This is a genomic window from Glutamicibacter nicotianae, from assembly GCF_006539525.1.
In the GTDB taxonomy this organism is placed as follows: Bacteria; Actinomycetota; Actinomycetes; order Actinomycetales; family Micrococcaceae; genus Glutamicibacter; species Glutamicibacter nicotianae.
The window spans coordinates 24,327-44,866 of the sequence record NZ_BJNE01000002.1 but is presented as its reverse complement, the minus strand read 5'-3'; the positions used below and the strand labels follow the sequence as shown (position 1 = coordinate 44,866).

Genomic DNA, 20,540 nt, shown 5'->3' with positions numbered 1-20,540 from the left:
CGTGACGGATCCGATTAAAGGAGAAACCACCATGACCACCACCGCCGCCGGACAGGCCGAAGCCACCTTTGCGGGCCAGGACCTCCAGAACCAGTTCATCGCCGGGCAATGGCGCCAGGGCCGTTCGTCCCGCGTGCTGACAGACATCAACCCCTTCGATGACTCGACAGTGGCCGTCATCGCGCAGGCCAGTGTCGAGGACCTGGAGGAAGCCTACACGTCCGCCGAGGATGCCCAGGCAGCCTGGGCTTCCACCAGCCCGGCCGAACGCGCCGGAATCATCCGCCGCGCGGCCGAGATCCTCGAGGAGCGGCGCGAGGAGATCGTGCACTGGCTGGTCGCCGAAGCCGGCTCGACCTTGCTGAAAGCCAACATCGAGGTCTCCCTGGCCGCGGGCATCACCATGGAGTCGGCCTCCTTCCCGACCCGTGTTCATGGCACCATCATGCCGTCTAACACCCCGGGCCGCGAGACCCGCGTCTACAAGAAGCCGGTGGGCGTGATTGGCGTAATCAGCCCGTGGAACTTCCCGCTACACCTCTCCCAGCGATCAGTGGCTCCGGCGCTGGCCCTGGGCAACGCTGTAGTTCTCAAGCCGGCCTCCGATACCCCGATCACCGGTGGTCTGCTGCTGGCACGCGTCTTCGAAGAAGCCGGCTTGCCCGCAGGCGTGCTGTCTGTGCTCGTCGGTTCCGGTTCGGAGATCGGCGACGACTTCGTCGCACACCGGGTCCCCCGGCTGATTTCCTTCACCGGGTCCACCCCGGTGGGCCAGCATGTGGCCCAGGTAGCGACCAGCGGCGAGCACCTGAAGAAGGTTGCACTGGAACTCGGTGGCAATGCCCCGATGGTCATCCTGGATGACGCAGATCTGCACAACGCTGTGGAACAGGCCATCACCGGTGCGTTCCTGCACTCGGGTCAGATCTGCATGTCGACCAACCGCATTATCGTCCAGGCCCCGGTCTACGACGCCTTCGTCCAGAAGTTCACCGCTGCGGCCCGGCAGGTGCCCTTCGGCGATCCATCGGCCGAGGGCACCTTGGTCGGGCCGGTAGTTAATGACACCCAGGCGGCGGGGCTGCAAGCCAAGGTCGACGAGGCGTTGCGCGCGGGTGCCACAGCAGTGGTCAGCGGCGAGATCGACAATCGCATGGTGCCGCCGCATGTCTTCGCGGATGTCACCCCGGACATGGACATCGCCCGCGAGGAGATCTTTGGACCGATGGTCGCCGTTTTGAAGGCCGACTCCGAAGAACATGCCCTGGAACTGGCTAATGACCACGTTTTTGGGCTCTCCTCCTCGGTGTTCACACAAAACCTTGAGCGCGGCGTGGCCTTCGCACAGCGCATCAAGGCTGGCATGAGCTACGTCAATGAGATGACCGTCCAGGACGAGGCCCACATTGCCTTCGGCGCCGAGCGCAATTCCGGTCTGGGCCGATTCAACGGCGAATGGGTCATCGAGGAATTCACCACCGACCACACCATCGGCGTCAAGCGGATCTGACAAGTGGCCTCCGGTCTCGGAGACGGGTCACTCACGACCAAGAAGGGATACATGACATGAAGATTGCGATCGTGGGCTCGGGTGCCATGGGGCAGCTCTTCGGAGCAAGGCTTCAGCTTGCCGGCAACCAAGTGGTCTTTTTCGACACCCAGCAAGGCACCATCGACGTGCTGCGTTCCAAGGGAATCACGCTGGTTGACGAACTGGGAAGCGAGCACGTGCCGGTGACCATCATGCGTGCGCAGGATGCCACCGAGCCGTTCGAGCTCATCATCATCTTCACGAAGGGCCTGCATACCCGGTCCGCCGTAGAATCGGTGCGCCACCTTGTCGGCCCCGCGACGCTGGGCCTGACCCTGCAAAACGGGCTGGGACATGCCGAAACCCTGGCAGAGGTCTTCGGCAAGCATCGCACCCTGGCCGGAGTCACCGACTTTCCTGCTGACCCGCGGGAACCAGGGATCATCGGCACATCCACGCGAGGTACGGTGCGCATGGGCTCCATCTGGGCCGAGGATGCCGGCCGCGAGGTTGCCAGCGTTTTCAGCCAGGCGGGCTTGAATGCCGTCCAGGAACATCAGGTACTTGTCCCCATCTGGGAAAAGGTAACCTTCAATTCCGCGCTCAATACCCTTTCGGGAGTCACCGGCCTGACGGTTGGCGGCATCGGCGCCTCGACCACGGCCCGCCAGATCGTGGAACAAATCGTCGAGGAGTGCAATCTGGTCGCCCAGGCGCAGGGGGTCCGCATCAGTGTCGAACATGTCACGGAGGCACTGTCCAATGCATTCGAGCATCACATGGAGCACAAGACTTCCATGCTGCTGGACCGCGAGGCAGGCCGAGCCACCGAAGTCGATTTCATCGGAGGCGCCGTCGCGGACCTCGGACGCAGCCTAGGCATTGCCACGCCCGTCCTGGACACACTATGCCAGTTGATGCGCACGGTCACCGAGCTCCCGAAGAAGGATGCGGCTCTGGCTTCCTGAAGCCCGGGATTTCGAACGCAACCAATAGGCCCAGCCAACTTGCCCCTCGGGAATGATGGCTGGGCCTAATGGTTCCTGCACCCGACGAAGTCCGCACTTGCTGCAGCGAGACTCCACCGGGATTCCGAATTTGCCGGTCGAATGCCTCGTGACCAGGTCGGCATACTCAACAATCACCGCCGGGTAGACCGCATGAAATCCCTGGCCATTCCATGATCCAGAACGATACTATTCCGTATTTCGAAATTATCTTTTTGCATTGCTGAATACTGTGACGTGGCCTACAGTTGACACCATTCAAGCCCCAGGCACATATCTCGGAGCGAGCCAATCCTCAGGAGCAGCCATGGAAATCAAACCCGCAGACGACTTCCGAGTCGCGGAACCAACCCCAAGAGGCCTTTCTATACTTCTTTGTTCTTCCAGCTTGGCGTTGCAATCGTCTCCGGCGTCTTGATCGGCCACTTCTTGCCGAAGATTGGATCCGAATTGCGCCCGTTGAGCAACGGATTCATCATGCTGATCAAGATGACCATCGCCCCGCTGATCTTCCTGGTGATCGTGACGGGCATCGCAGCGGTGGGTGACGTCAAGGCAGTGGGACGCGTCGGCGTCAAGGCCTTGCTCGACTTCACCTGCGCCACGGTCTTCACCCTGGTCTTCGGCCTGATCATTGCCAATGTCTCCCAGCCAGGTGCCGGATTGAGCATCGACCCGTCAACTCTCGACACCGGCGCCATCGAGGAGAAATCCGGGGAGGCCAAGGGCGCGGCCGACTTCATCCTGTGAATCATTCCAGTCAGCGTGATCGGCGACTTCGCCGAAAACAACCTGCTGCAGGTGCTGTTCTTCTCGGTCTTCTTCGGCGCGGCCATCGTCGTGGTCGGCCAAGAACGCTGTGCACCGCTGCTCGCGGCGTTCGAGAACATCCTGGAACTGATTTTCAAGTTCATGAGCTGGGTCATGCGCGTTGCACCCCTGGGTGCCTTCGGCGCCATGGGTTTCATCATCGGCCAATACGGCATTGAGACACTGGGCACCTACGCAAAATTGATTCTTGCCTGCTACGCCGCAGCCCTGCTGTTCATCGGCATCATCTTCCTGGTCGCCTGGGGATTTGCCCGGGTTCCGCTCTGGCAGTTCATCAAGTACACCCGTGAGGAATTCCTGCTGGCCTTGGGCACCGCATCGACAGAATCCGTGATGCCGAGGATCATGGCCAAACTGACCGATGCCGGATGCTCCCGTGCCACCACCGGTCTGGTGGTTCCGACCGGATATTCCTTCAACCTCGATGGCGCAGCCATCTACTTGTCCATCTCGCTTCTGTTCCTGGCCCAGGCGTTCGGGCACAACCTCACCTTCGGCCAGCAGCTCGCCGCGCTGGGCATCCTGCTGCTGACCTCCAAGGGCATGGCAGGCGTCCCCGGATCCTCGTTCCTGGCTTTGTCGGCGACTGCCGCCGCCCTGGGCATCTTCCCGGTGGCCGGCGTGGCCCTGCTGCTGGGCGCAGACCGCATCATGGATTCGATGCGCGTCACCGTGACCCTGCTGGGCGACTGCGTAGCAACCTTCGTGGTTGCCAAATGGGAAGGGCAGTTCGACCGAGAGGCGATGAAGCGTGCTTTCGCCGGCGAAATCACCAATGAGGACTCGGCCTGCATGCTCGGACGCGATGAGGAATGGGAAACCATCGAGGCCGAACGCATCGCCCAAGGCGGCCAGCCTTCACCGAAGTTCGGCGGCGGCCCCTCCCCGGATGCCCTGTCCAAATTCGATATGAAGCCCGCGACTGAAGCCGAAGCGGCTGCGGCCACGCAGAATATCCACCCCGATGACGAACGCGCAGAAGCGCGCAGTTGAGGCAGCTACATTGCCAAGCAGGGCAACTGCGGGGAGCCTGAGCACAGAGCGGCCGGGTGCACTGGAAATACTCCAGTGCACCCGGCCGTTCCATGCTCCAGCAGCCGCACTCGCCTGATGGCGGTCTTCGCTGGATGGTGCTCCATCCGGAATCCGTAGCCACGATCACGCCATTGGTCCTGGTCCTGCTAGCGTCCGACCGCCCAATTGTCATCGATCATGGCGGCGAAGTCGAAAGCCTCGTCAAGGATCTCGCGCAACGTGCTGCCGGTGCTGCCAACCCAGCGGTCCAGCGCATGGTCGTACAGGGACAAGCCCAGAAAGGCGGCGGTTTCAGCCAGTCGCTGGTTCGTGCAGAACGGCAAGAGCGCCTGGGCCAGCGCCACCTGCTGCTCACGCAGCGATTCCTGCCAGCTGGCCCGCAACGCAGGGGTGCTCCTGATCAATTCAATGCGGCTGATCATTGTCGCCGGATCCTTTTCAGCGAACTCCACTGCCGACTCAAAGCTGCGGCGCAGGAGCTCGAGCAAGCTTTCTCCTGGATGCGAGGACACGGAGCTGGGCATGCCGGAGAAGTGCCCGGTCATGGAACGCAGCGCTGTAACTACCGCATCCTCTTTCGAGGAGAAGTAGCGGAAGAACGTCGCGCGGGAAATTCCGATGGCTTGGGCTGCCTGCTGGACGGTGACGCTCTCCACTCCTCGTTCAGCGAACACGGCATAGGCCTGTTCCGCCAACTCGGCTTTCATCTTCTCACGAACTCGATCGCGAACCACGCTGCCCATGGCAAGAATTTTACTCTGAGATCAATTCACGAAAGCGAGACTCAGTCTCTTTATGCAAGTCAACAAGAGATCTTGAAGGGCGTGTCGCAGCGGAATCGGTTCACGGGGCTCAATATTTCCTCGAACATGGGGCCATGCCGTTTCCGCTTCGCTAGGCTCGGGTACAGAAAAAACCGACTATGGATGAGGACAAGCATGGCACAGCAGATTCCAAACCGCATCGACCTTGGCCAAGGGCTGGAAACCACGGCGCAGGGTTTTGGCTGCATGTCGCTGAGCGGTCCCTACGGCGCGGCCGACGATGCCGAATCCTTGCGCACCCTGAACCACGTCATTGATCGCGGCGTGACGTTCCTGGATACCGCCAACATCTACGGCGATGGGCACAACGAAGCCCTGCTGTCCCAGGTGCTGAAAACCCGACGGGACGAAGTCACGCTGGCAACCAAGGCGGGTATCGTCCGCCCGAAGAACCCGGGAGATCCACGCGCCAACGGCGACCCCGCCTTCATCAAGAAATGCATGGACGAGAGCCTGCAGCGCCTCGGCGTGGACCACGTGGACCTGTACTACTACCATCGCGTGGATTCCCGGGTCCCGATTGAGGAGACGGTCGGCGCCTACAAGGAGCTGGTCGAAACGGGGAAAATCCGGCACATCGGATTATCCGAGGTGACCTCCCAAGAGTTGCGCCGAGCCCATGCCGTGCATCCGATTTCCGCGATCCAGATGGAGTACTCAATTTTCAGCCGCGACATCGAGCGCTGGCTGCTGCCCACCGCCAGCGACCTGGGCGTGGGCCTGGTGACCTACGCGTCGCTGGGCCGCGGATACTTCACCGGAGAAGTGGATTCACTGGAACAGCTGGAGGCCGGGGACATCCGCCGCAACTTCCCGCGCTTCGAGGCATCCCGCATGGAGCACAACCAGCTGCTGCGCCAAGTCATCAATGATGTGGCCGAACGCGAGAACATCTCCACCGCCCAAGCATCGCTGGCCTGGGTCTATGAAAAGGCCCGCGTATTCGATGTGGCCGTCTCGCCGATTCCGGGGACCCGCTTCAGCGCGCACTTCGATGACAACCTGCAGGCACTGGATGTCCGCTTGTCCGCGGAATCCCTGTCGGCACTGGATGCCTTGGCCGCCCAAGTGGACGGCGAGCGCCAGAAGGACGTGATGTCGGTGTCCAAGGGCCGCGAAGAGGTCCAGATGGCCCAGATGTAGCTTCGCTGATCGCTACTGCGTAGAGTCGTGAGCGTAGCGCATCGCCACCCGTTCGCCACAGGAAAGGACTATCCCATGAGAATCGCTTTGGCGCAGGTGCTGAGCACCGCTGATCCCCAGCGCAATCTGGTGACGGTGCGCGATCATGCCCGCCAGGCGAAGGAGGCGGGGGCAACGCTGGTGGTCTTTCCCGAGGCGATGCAGGTGTCTTTCGGCCATGATCTCGCCAAATACGCGCAGGCTCTGGATGGCCCCTGGGCTACGCTGATTCGCCAGCAGGCGCGGGAGATCGGCATCACCATCGCCGCGGGCATGTTCACCCCCGGCGAGGGCGGACGGGTACGCAACACCTTGCTGGTCGCCGGCGACGGGATTGATACCCACTACGACAAGATCCATCTCTATGATGCCTTCGGCTATGCGGAGTCGGATTCGGTGACGCCCGGTCAGTCCCCGGTGCAGTTCAAGCATGAGGGCACGATCATCGGGTTGGCCACCTGCTATGACCTGCGGTTCCCGCGCTTGTTCACCCGCCATGCGCAGGCTGGCGCGGCGATCTGCATTGTCAGCGCTTCGTGGGGCCAGGGCGAAGGGAAGGCCGAGCAGTGGACCACCCTGGCTCAGGCCCGTGCCCTGGATTCGACGACCTTCGTGGTGGCGGTGGACCAGGCTGATCCGCAAAGTGTTGGCCGCACGGTCACCGGCACGGCGCCTTTAGGCGTCGGCCACTCGCTCGTGGTGGATCCGCTGGGGCGGATCATTGCCCGGGCCGGTGCGGAGCCCGAGCTGCTGGTCGTGGACCTGGATCTCGACCAGGTCGAGGTCGCGCGCAAGCAGCTGCCGGTGCTGGCCAACGAGGTCGACCTGTAGCCAGTCGGCTCGCTCAGCGTTTCCGGCCCTCCAGCCAGTCCAGCAACTCTGGCCAAGCGGCTTCCCCGACCCCGCGCCGCATCAGCCCGTGATGCCCGATCGCTGGTACTCCGAGCTCATCAGGTGTGCAGGTCCGGCGCTGGACCGTGGCCGAGACCAGGTGCCCGGTCAGCTGGTCCATCTGCCGCGGCGAGGCCCACAGGTCATCGCTGGCACCGACGGCCAGGATGGGAATCCGGGTTCGGGCTGCGCGTTCCCGGGCCTGCATGCTCGGGTCATCGAAGAAGTAGTTCGGCTTTTTGATCCAGCGGCTCCACTCCAGCAAGGCAGCCGTCGGGATGTCCTCGCCCAACCCGAGTTTCTGCCCGGGCATGTAGCCCATGGTCCGGCTGAGTACTGGGCCCAGGACGTTCAGTATGGCGGTGACGCGAGCGCGTTCCTGCCACGGGGTGATGGTCCGTGAAGCGGCCACATGGCTGGAGACGATGACCGTTGCTGACAGCGCTTCGGTGCCGTAGTCCAGGATCAGCCCATGCCCTCCGACGCTGTGGCCCACTGCGTAGTGAGGGGGGCCGGGGAAGTTCTCGGCCGCCCACCGCGCGACGGCTGGGATATCCTGCTGGATCCAGTCGCGCATCCGGATGCCGCGCAGCTCCCGAGGCGAACCGGACAGCCCGGTGGCACGATAGTCGTAGGTCACCGCAAGCAGGCCGGAACGGGTAGCCAGTTCAGCAAAGGCTCGGTAGAAGCGTTGCGGTGTGGCGGTAGCCGGATGAATCACCAGCACGCCTCTCGGGACTCCTGCTGGCTTGAACACCGTGGCCTGGACGCTGTCCTTGGCGGTGACGAGAATGCGCACTGATTCGCTGGTGATGCTCTGAAGCTGCATACCGCCATCGTAGCCAGATGTTACTGATCAGTAAACGGGCTTTTCGCGGCACAGGATACTAATCAGCAAGATCCAGCATTGGTGCTTTACGCTTGAATCCACCAGTCACGTAGGCGAGATACACCAGGCCCAGCCCGATCCAGGCCAAGCCGATCACCAGCGAGAGAGCACTGAGGCTCGTCCATAGCCAGATTGTCAGCGCCAGGCCAATCAGCGGAAGCACCAGATAATTGACCGTAGCCGCCATTCCGCGTTGGCGGTGGGCCAAGAAGAAGTACTTGATCACAGCGAGGTTCACTGCAGAGAAGGCGACAAGTGCGCCGAAGCTGATCATCGCGGAGACCATTTCCAGGCTCGCGAACAGGGCGGTCAGCGAAATCAGGGAAACAATGATGATCACGAACGTCGGTGTCTTGAAGCGGGGGTGCAGGTACCCGAAGACCCGTCGGGGAAGGACGCCGTCGCGTCCCATGCTGTAGAGGATTCGCGACACAGATGCCTGCGAGACTAGTGCCGATCCCATTGCGCCGCAGATGAATCCAGCGGTGAAGAAGATGGAGAGGAATTGGCCGCCCGCTGTGAAGACCACATCGATGGAGGCCGAATCCGCGTTCGCGAATTCATGGCTCGGGTAAACCAAATGCGAGAGGTAGGCCAGGGCCACGAACAGGAAACCGCAGATCAAGGTCGTGAGCAAGATGGCGCGCGGCAAATCGCGCTTCGGATTGCGGGCTTCCTCGGCGAATGTCGTGATCGAGTCGAAGCCGAGGAAGGAAAGGCAGAGGATCGCGGCGCCCGCGGCCAGTGAAGCGAATCCGCCCGCCTCCCCGGAACCGCGCAATGGCGCGAAGAGATCAACGGTGGCCTGCCCGCGGAGGTAGGCAATGGAGAAGCCGACGAACAGGATGATGAACAGGAACTGGAAGCCGATAATAACGATGTTCGTTCTGGCCACAGATACAATGCCAACGATATTAAGGACTGTCACCAGCACCATCCCAGCCAGCATGAAGGCCCAGGGCGGAATCGCCGGGAAGAACTCGTTGAGGTAGATCCCCAAGAGCAGGTAGTTGATCATGGGCAGGAAGAGGTAATCCAACAGAAGCGCCCAGCCCGCCATGAAACCGATGTTCGACCCGAAAGAGCGCTGGGTGTAAACGTAGGCCGATCCGCCTACCGGGAAAGCCTGCGACATCAGGCCGTACGATCGTGCCGTGAAAAGCATCGCGACCAAGGTGATTGCGTAGGCCACCGGCAGCCGCCCGCCGGTAATTTCGGTGACAATGCCGTATGTGCTGAAGATGGTTAGCGGCACCATGTACACCATGCCGAACAGCACCAGGGCAGGCAGCCCGAGCACCCTGTTCATCTGCGCGGGTGGTTCCGCTGCGCTTCGCACGCCTTGCTGGACCTGCTTCATCACGGCTCCTTCAATTGCCCCATCGCCACTCCATGACGAGTCAGACCTTCCAAGGGCATCAGTACTCACTGCCCTAAATAATGAATATCGTTCACTTAATGTAGTGACATAGCTCACCACTGGCAAGGGGGACTTGCCCGCAAGGCGGTGTTTCCAGCAGGTGAACCGGGGTGAATATTTGCCGCGAAACCCGCGCGCGCAAGGCGGATCACTCGCATGACTTGGAGCTTATTAGTCAGGGCAAGAGGTGAAGGTATCCGACTTCAGAAGCGCCGGCGGACCAAAATAAATTTATATTATTAATTTCAAGGAAACATCCGTCTGCAGAAGCCAACGAGCGGCTAGGACCGGGAGACTTCCCGCTCGACCGCGGAAATGATCGCCCGGAGCCCGAACTCAAAGGATTGGTTGCTGACGCTGGTGCGAGCCTGCCGCGCATAGACCTCGCCCAGTTCCATTACCTCGACGTGGCTGCTGCGGACAGTTCCCCGGTCGCCTGCCGGCACGGTGGCAACATGTGCCCCCGGGGCGACGATATCCAAGGCTGCCCCGACAATCAGTGATTCGATCGCCACCATGACCATGAGAATACGCGGCACGGCCACGCCGGCGCGGCGCAGGATCCGGCCCATTTCCTCATAGATGACACCGGATTCCGATTCCTCGGAAATGGGCGTGGCGACAATCAATTCCACTGCCGCGGGAACCCGGAGCAACGCTTCGCGGAAGAGCACCGCGAAATGGAACAGCGCTTCGGTCCACGGCAAATCAGCCAGCATGTTCCGCTCAATGGATCGCACCATGTCGCGGCGCATCAGGTTCACCAGGTGCTGGCGGTTGTCCACGTGGTTGTAGAGCGCAGGCGTACGCACACCCAAGGAGCGCGCCAGGCGCCCCATGGAGAACTCCTCTGGCCCGGCTTCTTCAAGCAGGGCAAAGGCCGCATCGACAATGCCCTGCTGGGTCAGGATCGGCGTAGCCGGCCGGCCGGCGACTCTTTGCGACATGAAAACCATCCTGCGTCGTGGGTTAATCCGCTTCCATCCAACCATGGACAGCTGGCTCGGCTCCGTTTAGACTCAAAAATAATTAACGCTATTAATTTAAGGAGACGAATGATGACCGGTCCGCAGACTGTGCTTTACGCAAGGACCATCCACACACTGGCCCAGGAGCACCCTGCCAGCGCCTTGGGGATCACCGATGGCCGTATCTCGCATGTAGGCACCAGGGAGCAGGCCCAAGGCTGGATCGCAGACGGAACGACGGTCATCGACTATGGCGAAGCCGCGATTACCCCGGGGCTAGTAGATGCGCACATCCATCCGGTCTTCGGGCAGTCGGTGGCCCGAGGCGTGTTTCTCGGCGATGCCAGGACGCTCGATGAAGCCAAACGCCTCATCGCAGGGCATGCGCAGGCCTGTGCTCCCGGGGATGTGGTGCTCGGCCATGGACTGAACGTGGCGATCTTCGGCACCGCGGAGCCCAGCGGGCAGTTCCTCGACGAGGCCGCCCCGGGACGGGCCAGCTATGCCACCTGCTTCGATGCGCATTCGGCCGTGGCCTCTTCGGCGATGCTCGAGCGCGCGGGCATCGACGGCAGCGAGTGCTTCGCCGACGGCTCCAGCGTCGTAGTGGACTCCGATGGCCGGCCCACCGGCTTCCTCCGGGAATTCGCGGCCATGGCGCTAGCCGAAAAGGCCCTGCCGGTACTGGGCATCGACGACAAGGTGGAAGCCGTCTACCGGCTGCTGCGGGAGATGGCGGCCAGCGGGCTGACCGGCGGAGAAATGCTGGATCTTGCCGACCCCGATTCACTGGAGATCTTCCGGCGCATGGAGCTGCGCGGCGAATTGCCGATCAAGCTGCGCATCGCGCCGTGGATCATGGCCAGCGATCCGGCAGAAACCCTCGACCAGCTCATCGCGCTGCAGAGCGAACGCGGGCGCCGCTGGCAGGTTCGCGGCGCCAAGCTGATGATCGACGGGACGGTGGACAATGGCACCGCCTGGCTCTACGAGCCAGACACCGAAGGCGAATCCACCGAATCCCTTTACCGGGATCCACGCCGCTATGTGGCCAATCTGCGCACCCTTGCCCAGGCAGGCGTAACCACCACGACCCATGCCATCGGCGACCAGGGCATAGGTTTCGTCATTTCCGCCATCGCATCGCTGCCCCGCAATGGGCTTCGCCACCGGATCGAGCATCTCGAAGAACTCAACGACGAGGATTTCGCCCGGCTCAAGGCTTCCGGGGCCACCATCAGCATGCAGCCCACGCATTGCACGCACTTTGTCCGCGCCGACGGATCTGATGCCTGGTCCCGGCGGCTGGGCCAGCATCGCGCAAGCTTCGCCTACCGCCTGCGTGATGTCAAGGATGCCGGCATGGTGCTGGCGCTGGGCTCCGACTGGCCCATTGCCCCCTTCGATCCGCGGCTGATCATGGCGGACGCGCAGACCCGCAGGCGCACCGAAGTGCCCGGCAGCGACAGCGTGCAGCCACGACATCGCTTGTCGGCTCGCGAAGCGCTGGAAGGCTACACCGTGAACGTCTACGAAAGCACCGGTGCCACCGGCGGCCGCTTGGAAACCGGGATGCCCGCGGACCTGACCATCTTCGCAGCAGATCCGCTGTCGGTATCCCCGGAAGAGCTAGGCACCCTGGCCGTGCTGGGCACCTATGTCGATGGCCGGCTGGTGGATCTGGGAGCCGAGCTTCGGTCCGTCGACGCGCAGCCGGCGAGCGCGGGCCAGTAGCGGGGCAGACGCCTGCTGCCTGGCAGCTGGCATGGCTCTTCCACCAGGGCCATCCTCCGCTTAGGGTAGAAACAGCCATCTGACCTTGCCTGCCATCGGAGCCTGACGTGCCACTAGCCTTGCCCGAATCCACACTGCCCCATCCCTCCTCCGCTCCCGCGCTGAATTGGGGCATTCTCGGGCCGGGGTGGATCGCCTCGCAGTTTGCCCAGTCGCTGAACAACTTGACCTGCAGCCGGATCGGAGCCGTCGGTTCGCGCACCTTGGCCCGCTCCGAGCAGTTCGCGCGCACCTACGGGGATGGGCGAACCCGGGCCTGCGGCTCCTACGATGCGGTGCTCAGCGACCCTGCGGTGGATGCCGTCTATATCGCTGTCCCGCATAGCGGCCACGCGGACCTGGCGCTGAAGGCCATCGCCGCTGGCAAGCATGTCCTGGTGGAGAAGCCGATGAGCCTGAATGCCCGGCAAACGGCCCGGCTCATCGAGGCGGCAAGGGCTGCCGGGGTGTTCGCCATGGAAGCCATGTGGTCGCGGTTCCTGCCGATCGGCAATGTGCTGTCGCAGGTCATCGAGTCCGGAATGCTCGGGCAGGTGATCACCATCCAGGCTGATTTCGGCGCCAGGTTCGAGGTCGACTACAGCTCGCGCATCTACGACCCGGCGCTGGGCGGCGGGGCCCTGCTGGATGTCGGCATCTATCCCATCGCCTTCAGCGCCATGGTCTCCCCCGCCAAGCAGCTGCTGCACGCTTCCGGGCGGATGGCCCCCACCGGTGTCGACGCATCATTCACCGCGGTGCTGGCCAATGAGGACGGCTCCACGGCAACGGTGTTCAGCAGCATCGAGACCGATTCGCCGCAAGGCGCATGGATAGCCGGCACCGAGGGAACGCTGGAGCTGCAGCGCCCGATCTGCTGCGGTTCCGGGCTGGTGCTGCGCAGTGCCGACGGAAAGCTCGCCGGCAGCCGCGAGTTCGCCGAAACCTCGCCGGCTGCCGGCTTGGGCTTCGAAGCGGCCCACGTAGCCCGGTGCATCGCCGATGGATTGACCGAGTCGCCGGTCATGCCGCTGGACGAGTCGCTGGCGATTGCCCAGACCATGGATGCGATCGCCGCAAGACTGCGCACCGGCTAGTCAGCGGCGCTGCGCCGAGGCCTCCCAGGCGCTGTGCACCATCTGCGCCAGGCTGTGGCGCATCCTCCAGTCCAGGTCGCGGGCGGCCAGCTTGCCGTCGGCAACGATGCGCGCCGGATCGCCCGGACGGCGGGCTTCCTCAATAGCGGTGAAGCCGATGCCGGTCACCTCGGCGACCGCGTCCATGATCTGCCGCACCGAGACGCCATCACCTGAACCCAGGTTGTAGACCGGCTCCAACGCCTCGCCCGCCTCCAGCTTCCTGGCGGCCTGGACATGCGCCAGCGCCAGATCCGCGACATGCACGTAGTCGCGCACGCAGGTGCCGTCTTCGGTGTCGTAATCGGTGCCGAAGATCTTCGGGGACTTGCCGGCATTCAACGCCTGGAACACCAGCGGGAACAGGTTGTGCGGGCTCGCGTCATAGAGTTCAGCGCTGCCCGATCCAACCACGTTGAAGTAGCGCAGCGAGGTGTGCTTCAGCCCGGTAGCCACCGCCTGGTCGCGGATCAGCCACTCCCCCACCAGCTTGCTCTGGCCATACGGGGATTCGGGGAAGGTGCCGGTGGCTTCGGTGACCACATCTTCGGACGGGGTGCCGTAGACGGCCGCCGAGGAGGAGAAGACCATATTGTGCACGCGGGCGGTGGCCATCGCTTCGAGCAGGTGCGCGGTGCCGGTGGCATTCTGCTCGAAGGCCAGCAGCGGGTGCTTCACCGATTCTCCGGCGTACTTGTAGCCGGCCAGGTGGATGACCCCGGTAACCTCGTGGCGCTTCATGATTTCCACGAGCTTTTCGGTCTGCAGGATGCTCAACTGGTAGAACGGCACCTGCTCGGGAACGAAGGAGCGCACCCCGCTGGACATCGAGTCCACGACGACCGGTTCGAACCCCGCCGCCTGCAGCGAACGCACCACGTGGGATCCGATATACCCGGCTCCGCCGGTCACTAGCCAACTCATGCCCTGCCTGCTCCTTCATCTGCAATGACGGTGAAAATGGCCGGCTCGACATAGCCGGCGTGGTCAAAGGCCTCGCGGACGGCCTGGCTGACCGGCTCGATCCGCTCGCGCTTGACCAGGGCAATGGCGCTGCCGCCAAAACCGCCACCGGTCATGCGGGCCCCGCCCGCCATGGCGGCCTCCACCGCGGCGTCCAGTTCCTCGCTGGAAATCTCGTAGTCGTCGCGCATGGATTCGTGGGACTGGCACAGCAGCTTGCCTACCGCGCCCAGGTCCGAGGCGCGCAACGCGGCAACGGCATCGAGCACCCGCCGGTTCTCGGTCACGATGTGCTTGGCGCGGCGCCGGGCCACCGGGTCGGCGATGGCCTCCAATTCCGCGATGCTGTGCACTTCCCGCAAGGATTCCACCCCCAGTGCCGCGGCGGCCTGCTCGCAGTTGGCACGGCGGGCGGCATAGCCGCCATCCACATGCGAATGCTCGACGCGGGTATCGATGACCAGCACCACCGCGTTGTGCTGCGCCAACGGCAACGGCACTGCCTGCGTTTCCATGGAACGGCAATCCAGGAAGAGCGCGTGCTGGGCCTGGGACATCAGCGAGGCGCTCTGGTCCATGATTCCGGTCGGGGCGCCCACGAATTCGTTCTCGGCCCGCTGGGTCAGCTGGGCCATCTGCACCTTGGTCAGCTGAAGGCCGTAGAGGTCATCCAGCGCCACGATGGTCGCCACTTCCAGGGCATGCGAGGAGGACAGCCCGGAGCCCACCGGGACATCGGAGTCGACCATCAATTCCAGCCCGCCGATGCGCACGCCATCGAGCTGGTTCAGCGCCCACAGCACGGCCGCCGGGTAGGCGGCCCAGCCGGGCACCGCCCGGGGCACCAGCTCATCGACTGTGATCGAGGTGATCGGCAGCTCGCCGCCTGCCCCGTAGGTGGAGGCGAAGTCCAGCACCTGGCTCCCCGGATCCAGCTGCGATTTGCGGCGCACCGCCACCAGCGCGTTCTTGTCGATGGCGAAGGGCAGCACATAGCCCAGGTTGTAGTCGGTATGCTCGCCAATCAGGTTCACCCGTCCCGGGGCGCGCCAGATGCCTTCGGGCCGGTGGCCGTAGGCTTTGGCGAACTTCTCCCGCAGGGCATTGACCCGTGCCGCGGTTTCCCCGCTTCCGCTACGGCTCATGGCATGACCTCGCGCAGCCGGGCGGCGGCCTGCTCGGCCGGGACATCGTTGATGAAGGCGCCCATGGCGGCTTCCGAGCCTGCCAGGAACTTCAATTTTCCGGCCGCCCGGCGCGGGCTGGTCAGCTGCAGGTGCAGCCGAGATGCCGCACGGGCTTCCGGTTCCAGCGGGGCCTGGTGCCAGGCGGCGATATAGGGGGTGGGGGTGTCGTACAGCGCGTCGAATCCGCGCAGCAGGTCCCGGTACATCACTGCCAGTTCGGCTTTCTCGCCGTCGTTGAGCGCTGCGAGATCCGGCACGTGGCGGTGCGGGACCAGATGGGCTTCCAGCGGCCATCGGGCGGCATAGGGCACGAACACGGAGAAGTGCTCGCCTTGGCGCACCATGCGCGTGCCTTCATTGCGCTCGAAGTCCAGGATGTCTTGCATCAGGGGGCGTCCGGTCTTCGCCAGGTGGGCCACCGCCTGGCCGGCCATCTTGGCTGCGGTCGGGGCCAGGTACGGATAGGCGTAGATCTGCCCGTGCGGATGGTGCAAGGTCACCCCGATATCCTGGCCGCGGTTCTCGAAGACGAAGACCTGCTCGATGCCTTCCATCGCGGACAGGGCGGCGGTGCGCTGCGCCCAGGCCTCGATGACGGTGCGTGCCCGGGCGTCATCCAGCGAGGCGAAGGAGCCGGTGTGCTCGGGGGTGAACACCACGACTTCGCAGCGACCGTAGGCCGGGGCGGGAACCTGCACCGGTGCGGCGGCCGGAATCGAACCCAGTGCCGGGCCGAGCGACGGGAAGCGGTTCTCGAAGACCACCACGTTGAAGTCCTCGGCCGGGATTTCGCTCACGCGCCCGTTGCCACTGGGGCATAGCGGGCATTCTTCCTTGGGCGGCAGGTAGGTGCGCGACTGGCGGTGGGCGGCGACCGCCACCCAGTCTCCGGTCAGCCGGTCGTAGCGCAGCTCGCCGGGTTCCCTGCGCGGATCCAGCGGCCGGGTGTCGGCCGCCGGTTCGGGCAGTGCGGTGTTGGCATCGGCGAAGAAGATCGCTTCGCGGCCATCGGCCAGGTGGTGCACCCGGTGGGCTGCTTCATATGCTGCGGAGCCTTGCGGCATGGCCATCTCTCCCATGGGCTAGTGGTGGTGCAAATAGGTAGGCGGCGCGGCGGGCGCGCCTGCGGGTTAGCTCGGCTGGACCGGGCCGATCAGCCAACTGGCTTCGCAGCTGGCGCCCGGGGCAAGCGCGATGACGTCTTGGCCGGAGTTGAAGCCGCCGGGCGGGCAGGTCATCGGCTCGATGGCCAGCCCGGTGCGGTCAAGCGCCGGGTCATCGCGGTCAGCGGTGTGGATCTGGACCCACGGGCAGGCCGCATCCCAGCTGATCTGCGCGCCGACGCCCGCAGCGTCGGTGATCGATGCGCTGAACAAGCCGTCCGCGCCGGCGGCCAGGGAAGTGTAGGCATGATCGATGAAGAGGTCCCCGATCGGCTTCGGGGTGCGGAAATCCAGCTCGGTGCCAGCCACCTGAACCACCTCCTGCGGCAGCAGGCGCGCACCTTCGGTGAGCTGCACCTTGCCGGCTGGCAGGGTGAAAGTCCATTCATCCGCCTTCTTGCCCGGTGCGACCAGGTAGGCGTGCGAACCCCAGGCGAAGGGCGCGGTACCGTGCCCGAGGTTGGTGGCGGTGGCGATGGTGCGCAGCCCGCCGGCTTCCAGCCGGTAGTCGATCACCAGCTGCACCTCATAGGGGTAGCCGGGGCTCGGGGCGATCACGGTGCGCAGCTGGGCGAAGTCGGCGCGGTGCGCGGTGATCTCGAAGCTGGTATCGGCCACCAGACCGTGCAGCGCGTGGCCGCGCTCCGGCTCGGTGATCGGCAGCTGCAGCTCCTGGCCTTCCCAGCGGTAGGACCCGTCGATCACGCGGTTGGGCCAGGGAGCCAGGATCGCTCCGGAGAACACCGGGCGCTCACCGCGCGGATCGAAGGCGCGCACCAGCGGGCGGCCACCGTAGTCCAGGGACACCAGTGTGGCACCCACCGTGGCCAGCTGCGCGGTGAAGCCGTGGGCTTGCAGCGTGAGCACCGTTCCGTTGGCGGTGTCCTGCTGCGGCATTGATTGGCGATCCATTTCGTCATCCTTCGTGCTGTACTGGGAAACCATCGGGCATGGGCGGGCCCTCCCGCCATCGCGTGCGGGAGGGCCGTGGCAGCAAGCCGCAGCCTAGTTGCCGGCGCCTGCGCGGCGCTTGTTGTAGATGTCGAAGGCCACTGCCAGCAGCAGCACCACGCCCTTGACGATCTGCTGGGTGGAAGCTCCCACGCCCATCAGCTGCATGCCGTTGGACAGCACTGCCATGACCAGGCCACCGACGATCGCGCCGGTAACCCGGCCCACGCCGCCGGTAGTCGAGGCGCCGCCGATGAAGCAGGCCGCGATGGCGTCGAGCTCGAACATGTTGCCGGCACCTGGCTGGGCGCCGTTGGAACGCGAGGAGAAGACCACGCCGGCCACGCCGGAGAGCAGGCCCATGTTGATGAAGATCCACATGTTGATGCGCTTCACGTTCACGCCTGAGAGCTTGGCTGCCGACAGGTTGCCGCCGATGGCGTAGACGTGGCGGCCGAAGACGGTCTTGGTGGTCAGCACGTGGTAGCCCAGGATCAGGGCGGCCAGGATGATCAGCACGATCGGCATGCCGCGGCTGGTGGCGATCTGCCAGAAGAACCAGAGGATGATGATGCCCGTGATGATGTTCTTGGCCAGGAACATGGCCATCGACTCGACACTCTGGCCGTACTTGGCCCGGCCTGCGCGGTTGCGCCACTGCGAGTAGAAGAGCCCCACCACGGCGATCACGCCGATGATCACGGTGAACAGGTCGAAGCCGTTGCCGCCCAGCAGGCCGTTGAGGAAGCCGCCGGCGATCTGGCCGTATTCGCCGGGGAACGGCGAGAGCGAAACGTTGCTGAGCACCTCGTAGGTCAGGCCGCGGAAGAGCAGCATGCCTGCCAGCGTCACGATGAACGCGGGAATGCCCACGTACGCAACCCAGAAGCCCTGCCACAAACCGCACAGCGCGCCCACCGCAATGCCGGCGAGCATGCCTGCCCACCATGGCATGTCGTTCTTGATCACCAGCACCGCGGAGACCGCGCCGGTCAGGGCGACCAGTGAACCGACGGAAAGGTCGATGTGCCCGGCCACGATCACGATGATCATTCCCAGTGCGAGGATCAGCACGTAGGAGTACTGCAGGATGATGTTGGTGATGTTGATCGGGCTGAGCAGCAGGCCGTTGGTCAGGATGGTGAACAGCACCACGATGAGCACGAAGGCAATGTAGATGCCCGAGGTGCGCAAGTTCTTGGTGAAGATATCCTTCAGCTCGTTTGTGATGGTCATCGGGTGCTTTCCTTCTCGATGGTCATGAGTTCCATGAGGCGTTCCTGGGTGGCTTCGCTGCGCGGCAGCTGGCCGGTCATCCGGCCGTAGGCCAGGGTGTAGATGCGGTCGCAGATGCCCAGCAGCTCGGGCAGTTCGGAGGAGATCACCAGCACTGCCTTGCCGGCCGCGGCCAGCTCGTTGATGATCGTGTAGATCTCGTATTTGGCGCCGACGTCGATGCCGCGGGTGGGCTCGTCGAGGATCAGCAGCTCAGGGGCGGTGTGCAGCCACTTGCCCAGCACGACCTTCTGCTGGTTGCCGCCCGAGAGGTTGCCGACCTTCGCCATGACATTGGGGGTCTTGATGCGCATGGACTTGCGGTAGTGCTCGGCGATCTGGATTTCCCTGTTGCCATCCACGAAGCCCTTCGAGGAGATCTTGCCCAGTCCGGCCGCGGTGGTGTTCACGCGGATATCCTCGATGAGGTTCAGGCCGAACTTCTTGCGGTCTTCCGAGACGTAGGCGATGCCGGCGCCGATGGCCTTGCCCACCGTGGAGGTGTCCACCGGCTTGCCGCCCATCAGCACGGTGCCGGTGATGTTCCGGCCGTAGCTGTGGCCGAAGATGCTCATCGCCAGTTCGGTGCGCCCGGCGCCCATGAGCCCGGCAATGCCGACGATTTCGCCGGCGCGCACGTCGAGGCTGGCATGCTCCACCACGGTGCGCTCCTGCTGGACCGGATGCTGCACCGACCAGTCGCGCACCTCGAAGACCACGTCGCCGATCTGCGGCTCGCGCTGCGGGTAGCGGGCGGAGAGCTCGCGGCCGACCATGCCGCGGATGATCCGGTTCTGGTTGGAGGCGGGGTCGGCCATGTCCAGGGCTTCGATGGACTGGCCGTCGCGGATGATGGTGGTGGTGTTGGCGATGTCCTCGATCTCGCCGAGCTTGTGCGAGATGATGATCGAGGTGATGCCCTGCTCGCGCAGTTCGCGCAGCAGGTTCAGCAGGTGCTCCGAGTCGTCGTCGTTCAGCGCGGCGGTCGGCTCGTCCAGGATCAGCAGCTTCACGTTCTTGCTCAGCGCCTTGGCGATTTCCACCAGCTGCTGCTTGCCGACACCGAGCTGGCCGACCGGGGTGACCGGCAGTTCATCCAGGCCCACGCGGGCCAGCAGGTCGGCGGCGCGATGGTTGGTTTCATTCCAGTCGATGAAGCCGCCGCGGGCGGTCTCGTTGCCGAGGAAGATGTTCTCCGCCACCGACAGGTACGGCACCAGGGCCAGCTCCTGGTGGATGATCACGATGCCCTGGGCTTCGGAATCCTTGATGTTCGAGGCCTTGAGCTCCTCGCCCTCGAAAATGATCTGGCCCTCGTAGCTGCCGTGCGGGTAGACCCCGGAGAGCACCTTCATGAGGGTGGATTTGCCGGCGCCGTTCTCGCCGCAGATGGCGTGGATCTCGCCCTTGCGAACCGAAAGGTTGACGCCGTCCAGCGCCTTGACTCCGGGAAAAGTCTTGGTGATGTCCTGCATGTGCAGGATCGTGGTGTCCATAGTGCGCATGTCCTTGGT

16 protein-coding genes and 1 pseudogene are annotated in these 20,540 nt (G+C 64.0%); 7 read left to right on the top strand and 10 right to left on the bottom strand.

What is annotated here, in order from left to right; genetic code table 11:
- Positions 1-31: 31 nt before the first annotated feature.
- The 3 genes and pseudogenes from ANI01nite_RS02970 (at position 32) to ANI01nite_RS02960 (ending at position 4,362) form a co-directional block, all read left to right on the top strand.
- Positions 32-1,510: an aldehyde dehydrogenase family protein gene (locus ANI01nite_RS02970; RefSeq protein WP_141355902.1), complete on the top strand. Its 1,479-nt coding sequence runs from the start codon at positions 32-34 to the stop codon at positions 1,508-1,510.
- Between the two features lie 56 nt (positions 1,511-1,566).
- Positions 1,567-2,499 carry a ketopantoate reductase family protein gene (locus tag ANI01nite_RS02965; RefSeq protein WP_141355900.1) on the top strand — a complete coding sequence of 311 codons (933 nt, stop codon included), beginning with the start codon at positions 1,567-1,569 and terminating at the stop codon, positions 2,497-2,499.
- A 330-nt stretch (positions 2,500-2,829) separates the two neighbouring features.
- Positions 2,830-4,362: pseudogene (locus tag ANI01nite_RS02960) on the top strand (cation:dicarboxylate symporter family transporter).
- A 188-nt stretch (positions 4,363-4,550) separates the two neighbouring features.
- On the opposite strand, the gene ANI01nite_RS02955 reads toward ANI01nite_RS02960, so the two are convergent.
- On the bottom strand, positions 4,551-5,147 hold the full coding sequence (locus ANI01nite_RS02955; protein ID WP_141355898.1) for a TetR family transcriptional regulator: 597 nt from the start codon (positions 5,145-5,147) through the stop codon (positions 4,551-4,553).
- Positions 5,148-5,342: 195 nt separating this feature from the next.
- Here ANI01nite_RS02955 and ANI01nite_RS02950 point away from each other — a divergent pair, with 195 nt between their 5' ends.
- Positions 5,343-6,371, top strand: a complete 1,029-nt coding sequence (locus tag ANI01nite_RS02950; RefSeq protein WP_141355896.1) for an aldo/keto reductase — start codon at positions 5,343-5,345, stop codon at positions 6,369-6,371.
- 75 nt (positions 6,372-6,446) lie between these two features.
- Entirely contained in the window at positions 6,447-7,241 is a 795-nt protein-coding gene (locus ANI01nite_RS02945) for a carbon-nitrogen hydrolase family protein (protein WP_141355894.1), read from the top strand.
- 13 nt (positions 7,242-7,254) lie between these two features.
- On the opposite strand, the gene ANI01nite_RS02940 is transcribed toward ANI01nite_RS02945, so the two are convergent.
- From ANI01nite_RS02940 to ANI01nite_RS02930, 3 genes are all read right to left on the bottom strand, one after another.
- Positions 7,255-8,130, bottom strand: a complete 876-nt coding sequence (locus tag ANI01nite_RS02940; protein ID WP_141355892.1) for an alpha/beta hydrolase family protein — start codon at positions 8,128-8,130, stop codon at positions 7,255-7,257.
- Between the two features lie 58 nt (positions 8,131-8,188).
- Positions 8,189-9,550 carry an APC family permease gene (locus ANI01nite_RS02935; RefSeq protein WP_141356400.1) on the bottom strand — a complete coding sequence of 454 codons (1,362 nt, stop codon included), beginning with the start codon at positions 9,548-9,550 and terminating at the stop codon, positions 8,189-8,191.
- Between the two features lie 341 nt (positions 9,551-9,891).
- Entirely contained in the window at positions 9,892-10,557 is a 666-nt protein-coding gene (locus ANI01nite_RS02930) for a TetR family transcriptional regulator (protein WP_170214550.1), read from the bottom strand.
- Positions 10,558-10,668: 111 nt separating this feature from the next.
- Between ANI01nite_RS02930 and ANI01nite_RS02925 the strand changes: the two genes are divergently transcribed.
- Positions 10,669-12,312, top strand: a complete 1,644-nt coding sequence (locus ANI01nite_RS02925) for an amidohydrolase (protein WP_170214549.1) — start codon at positions 10,669-10,671, stop codon at positions 12,310-12,312.
- A 107-nt stretch (positions 12,313-12,419) separates the two neighbouring features.
- Positions 12,420-13,448 carry a Gfo/Idh/MocA family protein gene (locus ANI01nite_RS02920; RefSeq protein ID WP_170214548.1) on the top strand — a complete coding sequence of 343 codons (1,029 nt, stop codon included), beginning with the start codon at positions 12,420-12,422 and terminating at the stop codon, positions 13,446-13,448.
- Here ANI01nite_RS02920 and galE read toward each other — a convergent pair whose 3' ends face one another.
- The 6 genes from galE to mmsA all read right to left on the bottom strand — a co-directional run bounded on the left by galE (position 13,449) and on the right by mmsA (position 20,522).
- Positions 13,449-14,411, bottom strand: a complete 963-nt coding sequence (gene galE / locus ANI01nite_RS02915) for a UDP-glucose 4-epimerase GalE (RefSeq protein WP_141355888.1) — start codon at positions 14,409-14,411, stop codon at positions 13,449-13,451.
- Positions 14,408-15,595 (bottom strand): galactokinase, encoded by a 1,188-nt coding sequence (galK, locus tag ANI01nite_RS02910; protein ID WP_141355887.1) that lies wholly within the window; start codon positions 15,593-15,595, stop codon positions 14,408-14,410. Before galK ends, galE begins: the two co-directional genes overlap by 4 nt.
- Positions 15,592-16,701 carry a galactose-1-phosphate uridylyltransferase gene (gene galT / locus ANI01nite_RS02905; RefSeq protein WP_170214547.1) on the bottom strand — a complete coding sequence of 370 codons (1,110 nt, stop codon included), beginning with the start codon at positions 16,699-16,701 and terminating at the stop codon, positions 15,592-15,594. Before galT ends, galK begins: the two co-directional genes overlap by 4 nt.
- Positions 16,702-16,767: 66 nt before the next feature.
- Positions 16,768-17,712 carry an aldose 1-epimerase family protein gene (locus ANI01nite_RS02900; protein WP_170214546.1) on the bottom strand — a complete coding sequence of 315 codons (945 nt, stop codon included), beginning with the start codon at positions 17,710-17,712 and terminating at the stop codon, positions 16,768-16,770.
- 93 nt (positions 17,713-17,805) lie between these two features.
- On the bottom strand, positions 17,806-18,987 hold the full coding sequence (gene mmsB, locus ANI01nite_RS02895; protein WP_141355882.1) for a multiple monosaccharide ABC transporter permease: 1,182 nt from the start codon (positions 18,985-18,987) through the stop codon (positions 17,806-17,808).
- Entirely contained in the window at positions 18,984-20,522 is a 1,539-nt protein-coding gene (gene mmsA, locus ANI01nite_RS02890) for a multiple monosaccharide ABC transporter ATP-binding protein (protein WP_141355880.1), read from the bottom strand. The genes mmsB and mmsA overlap by 4 nt, the downstream gene beginning before the upstream one ends.
- Positions 20,523-20,540: the final 18 nt, after the last annotated feature.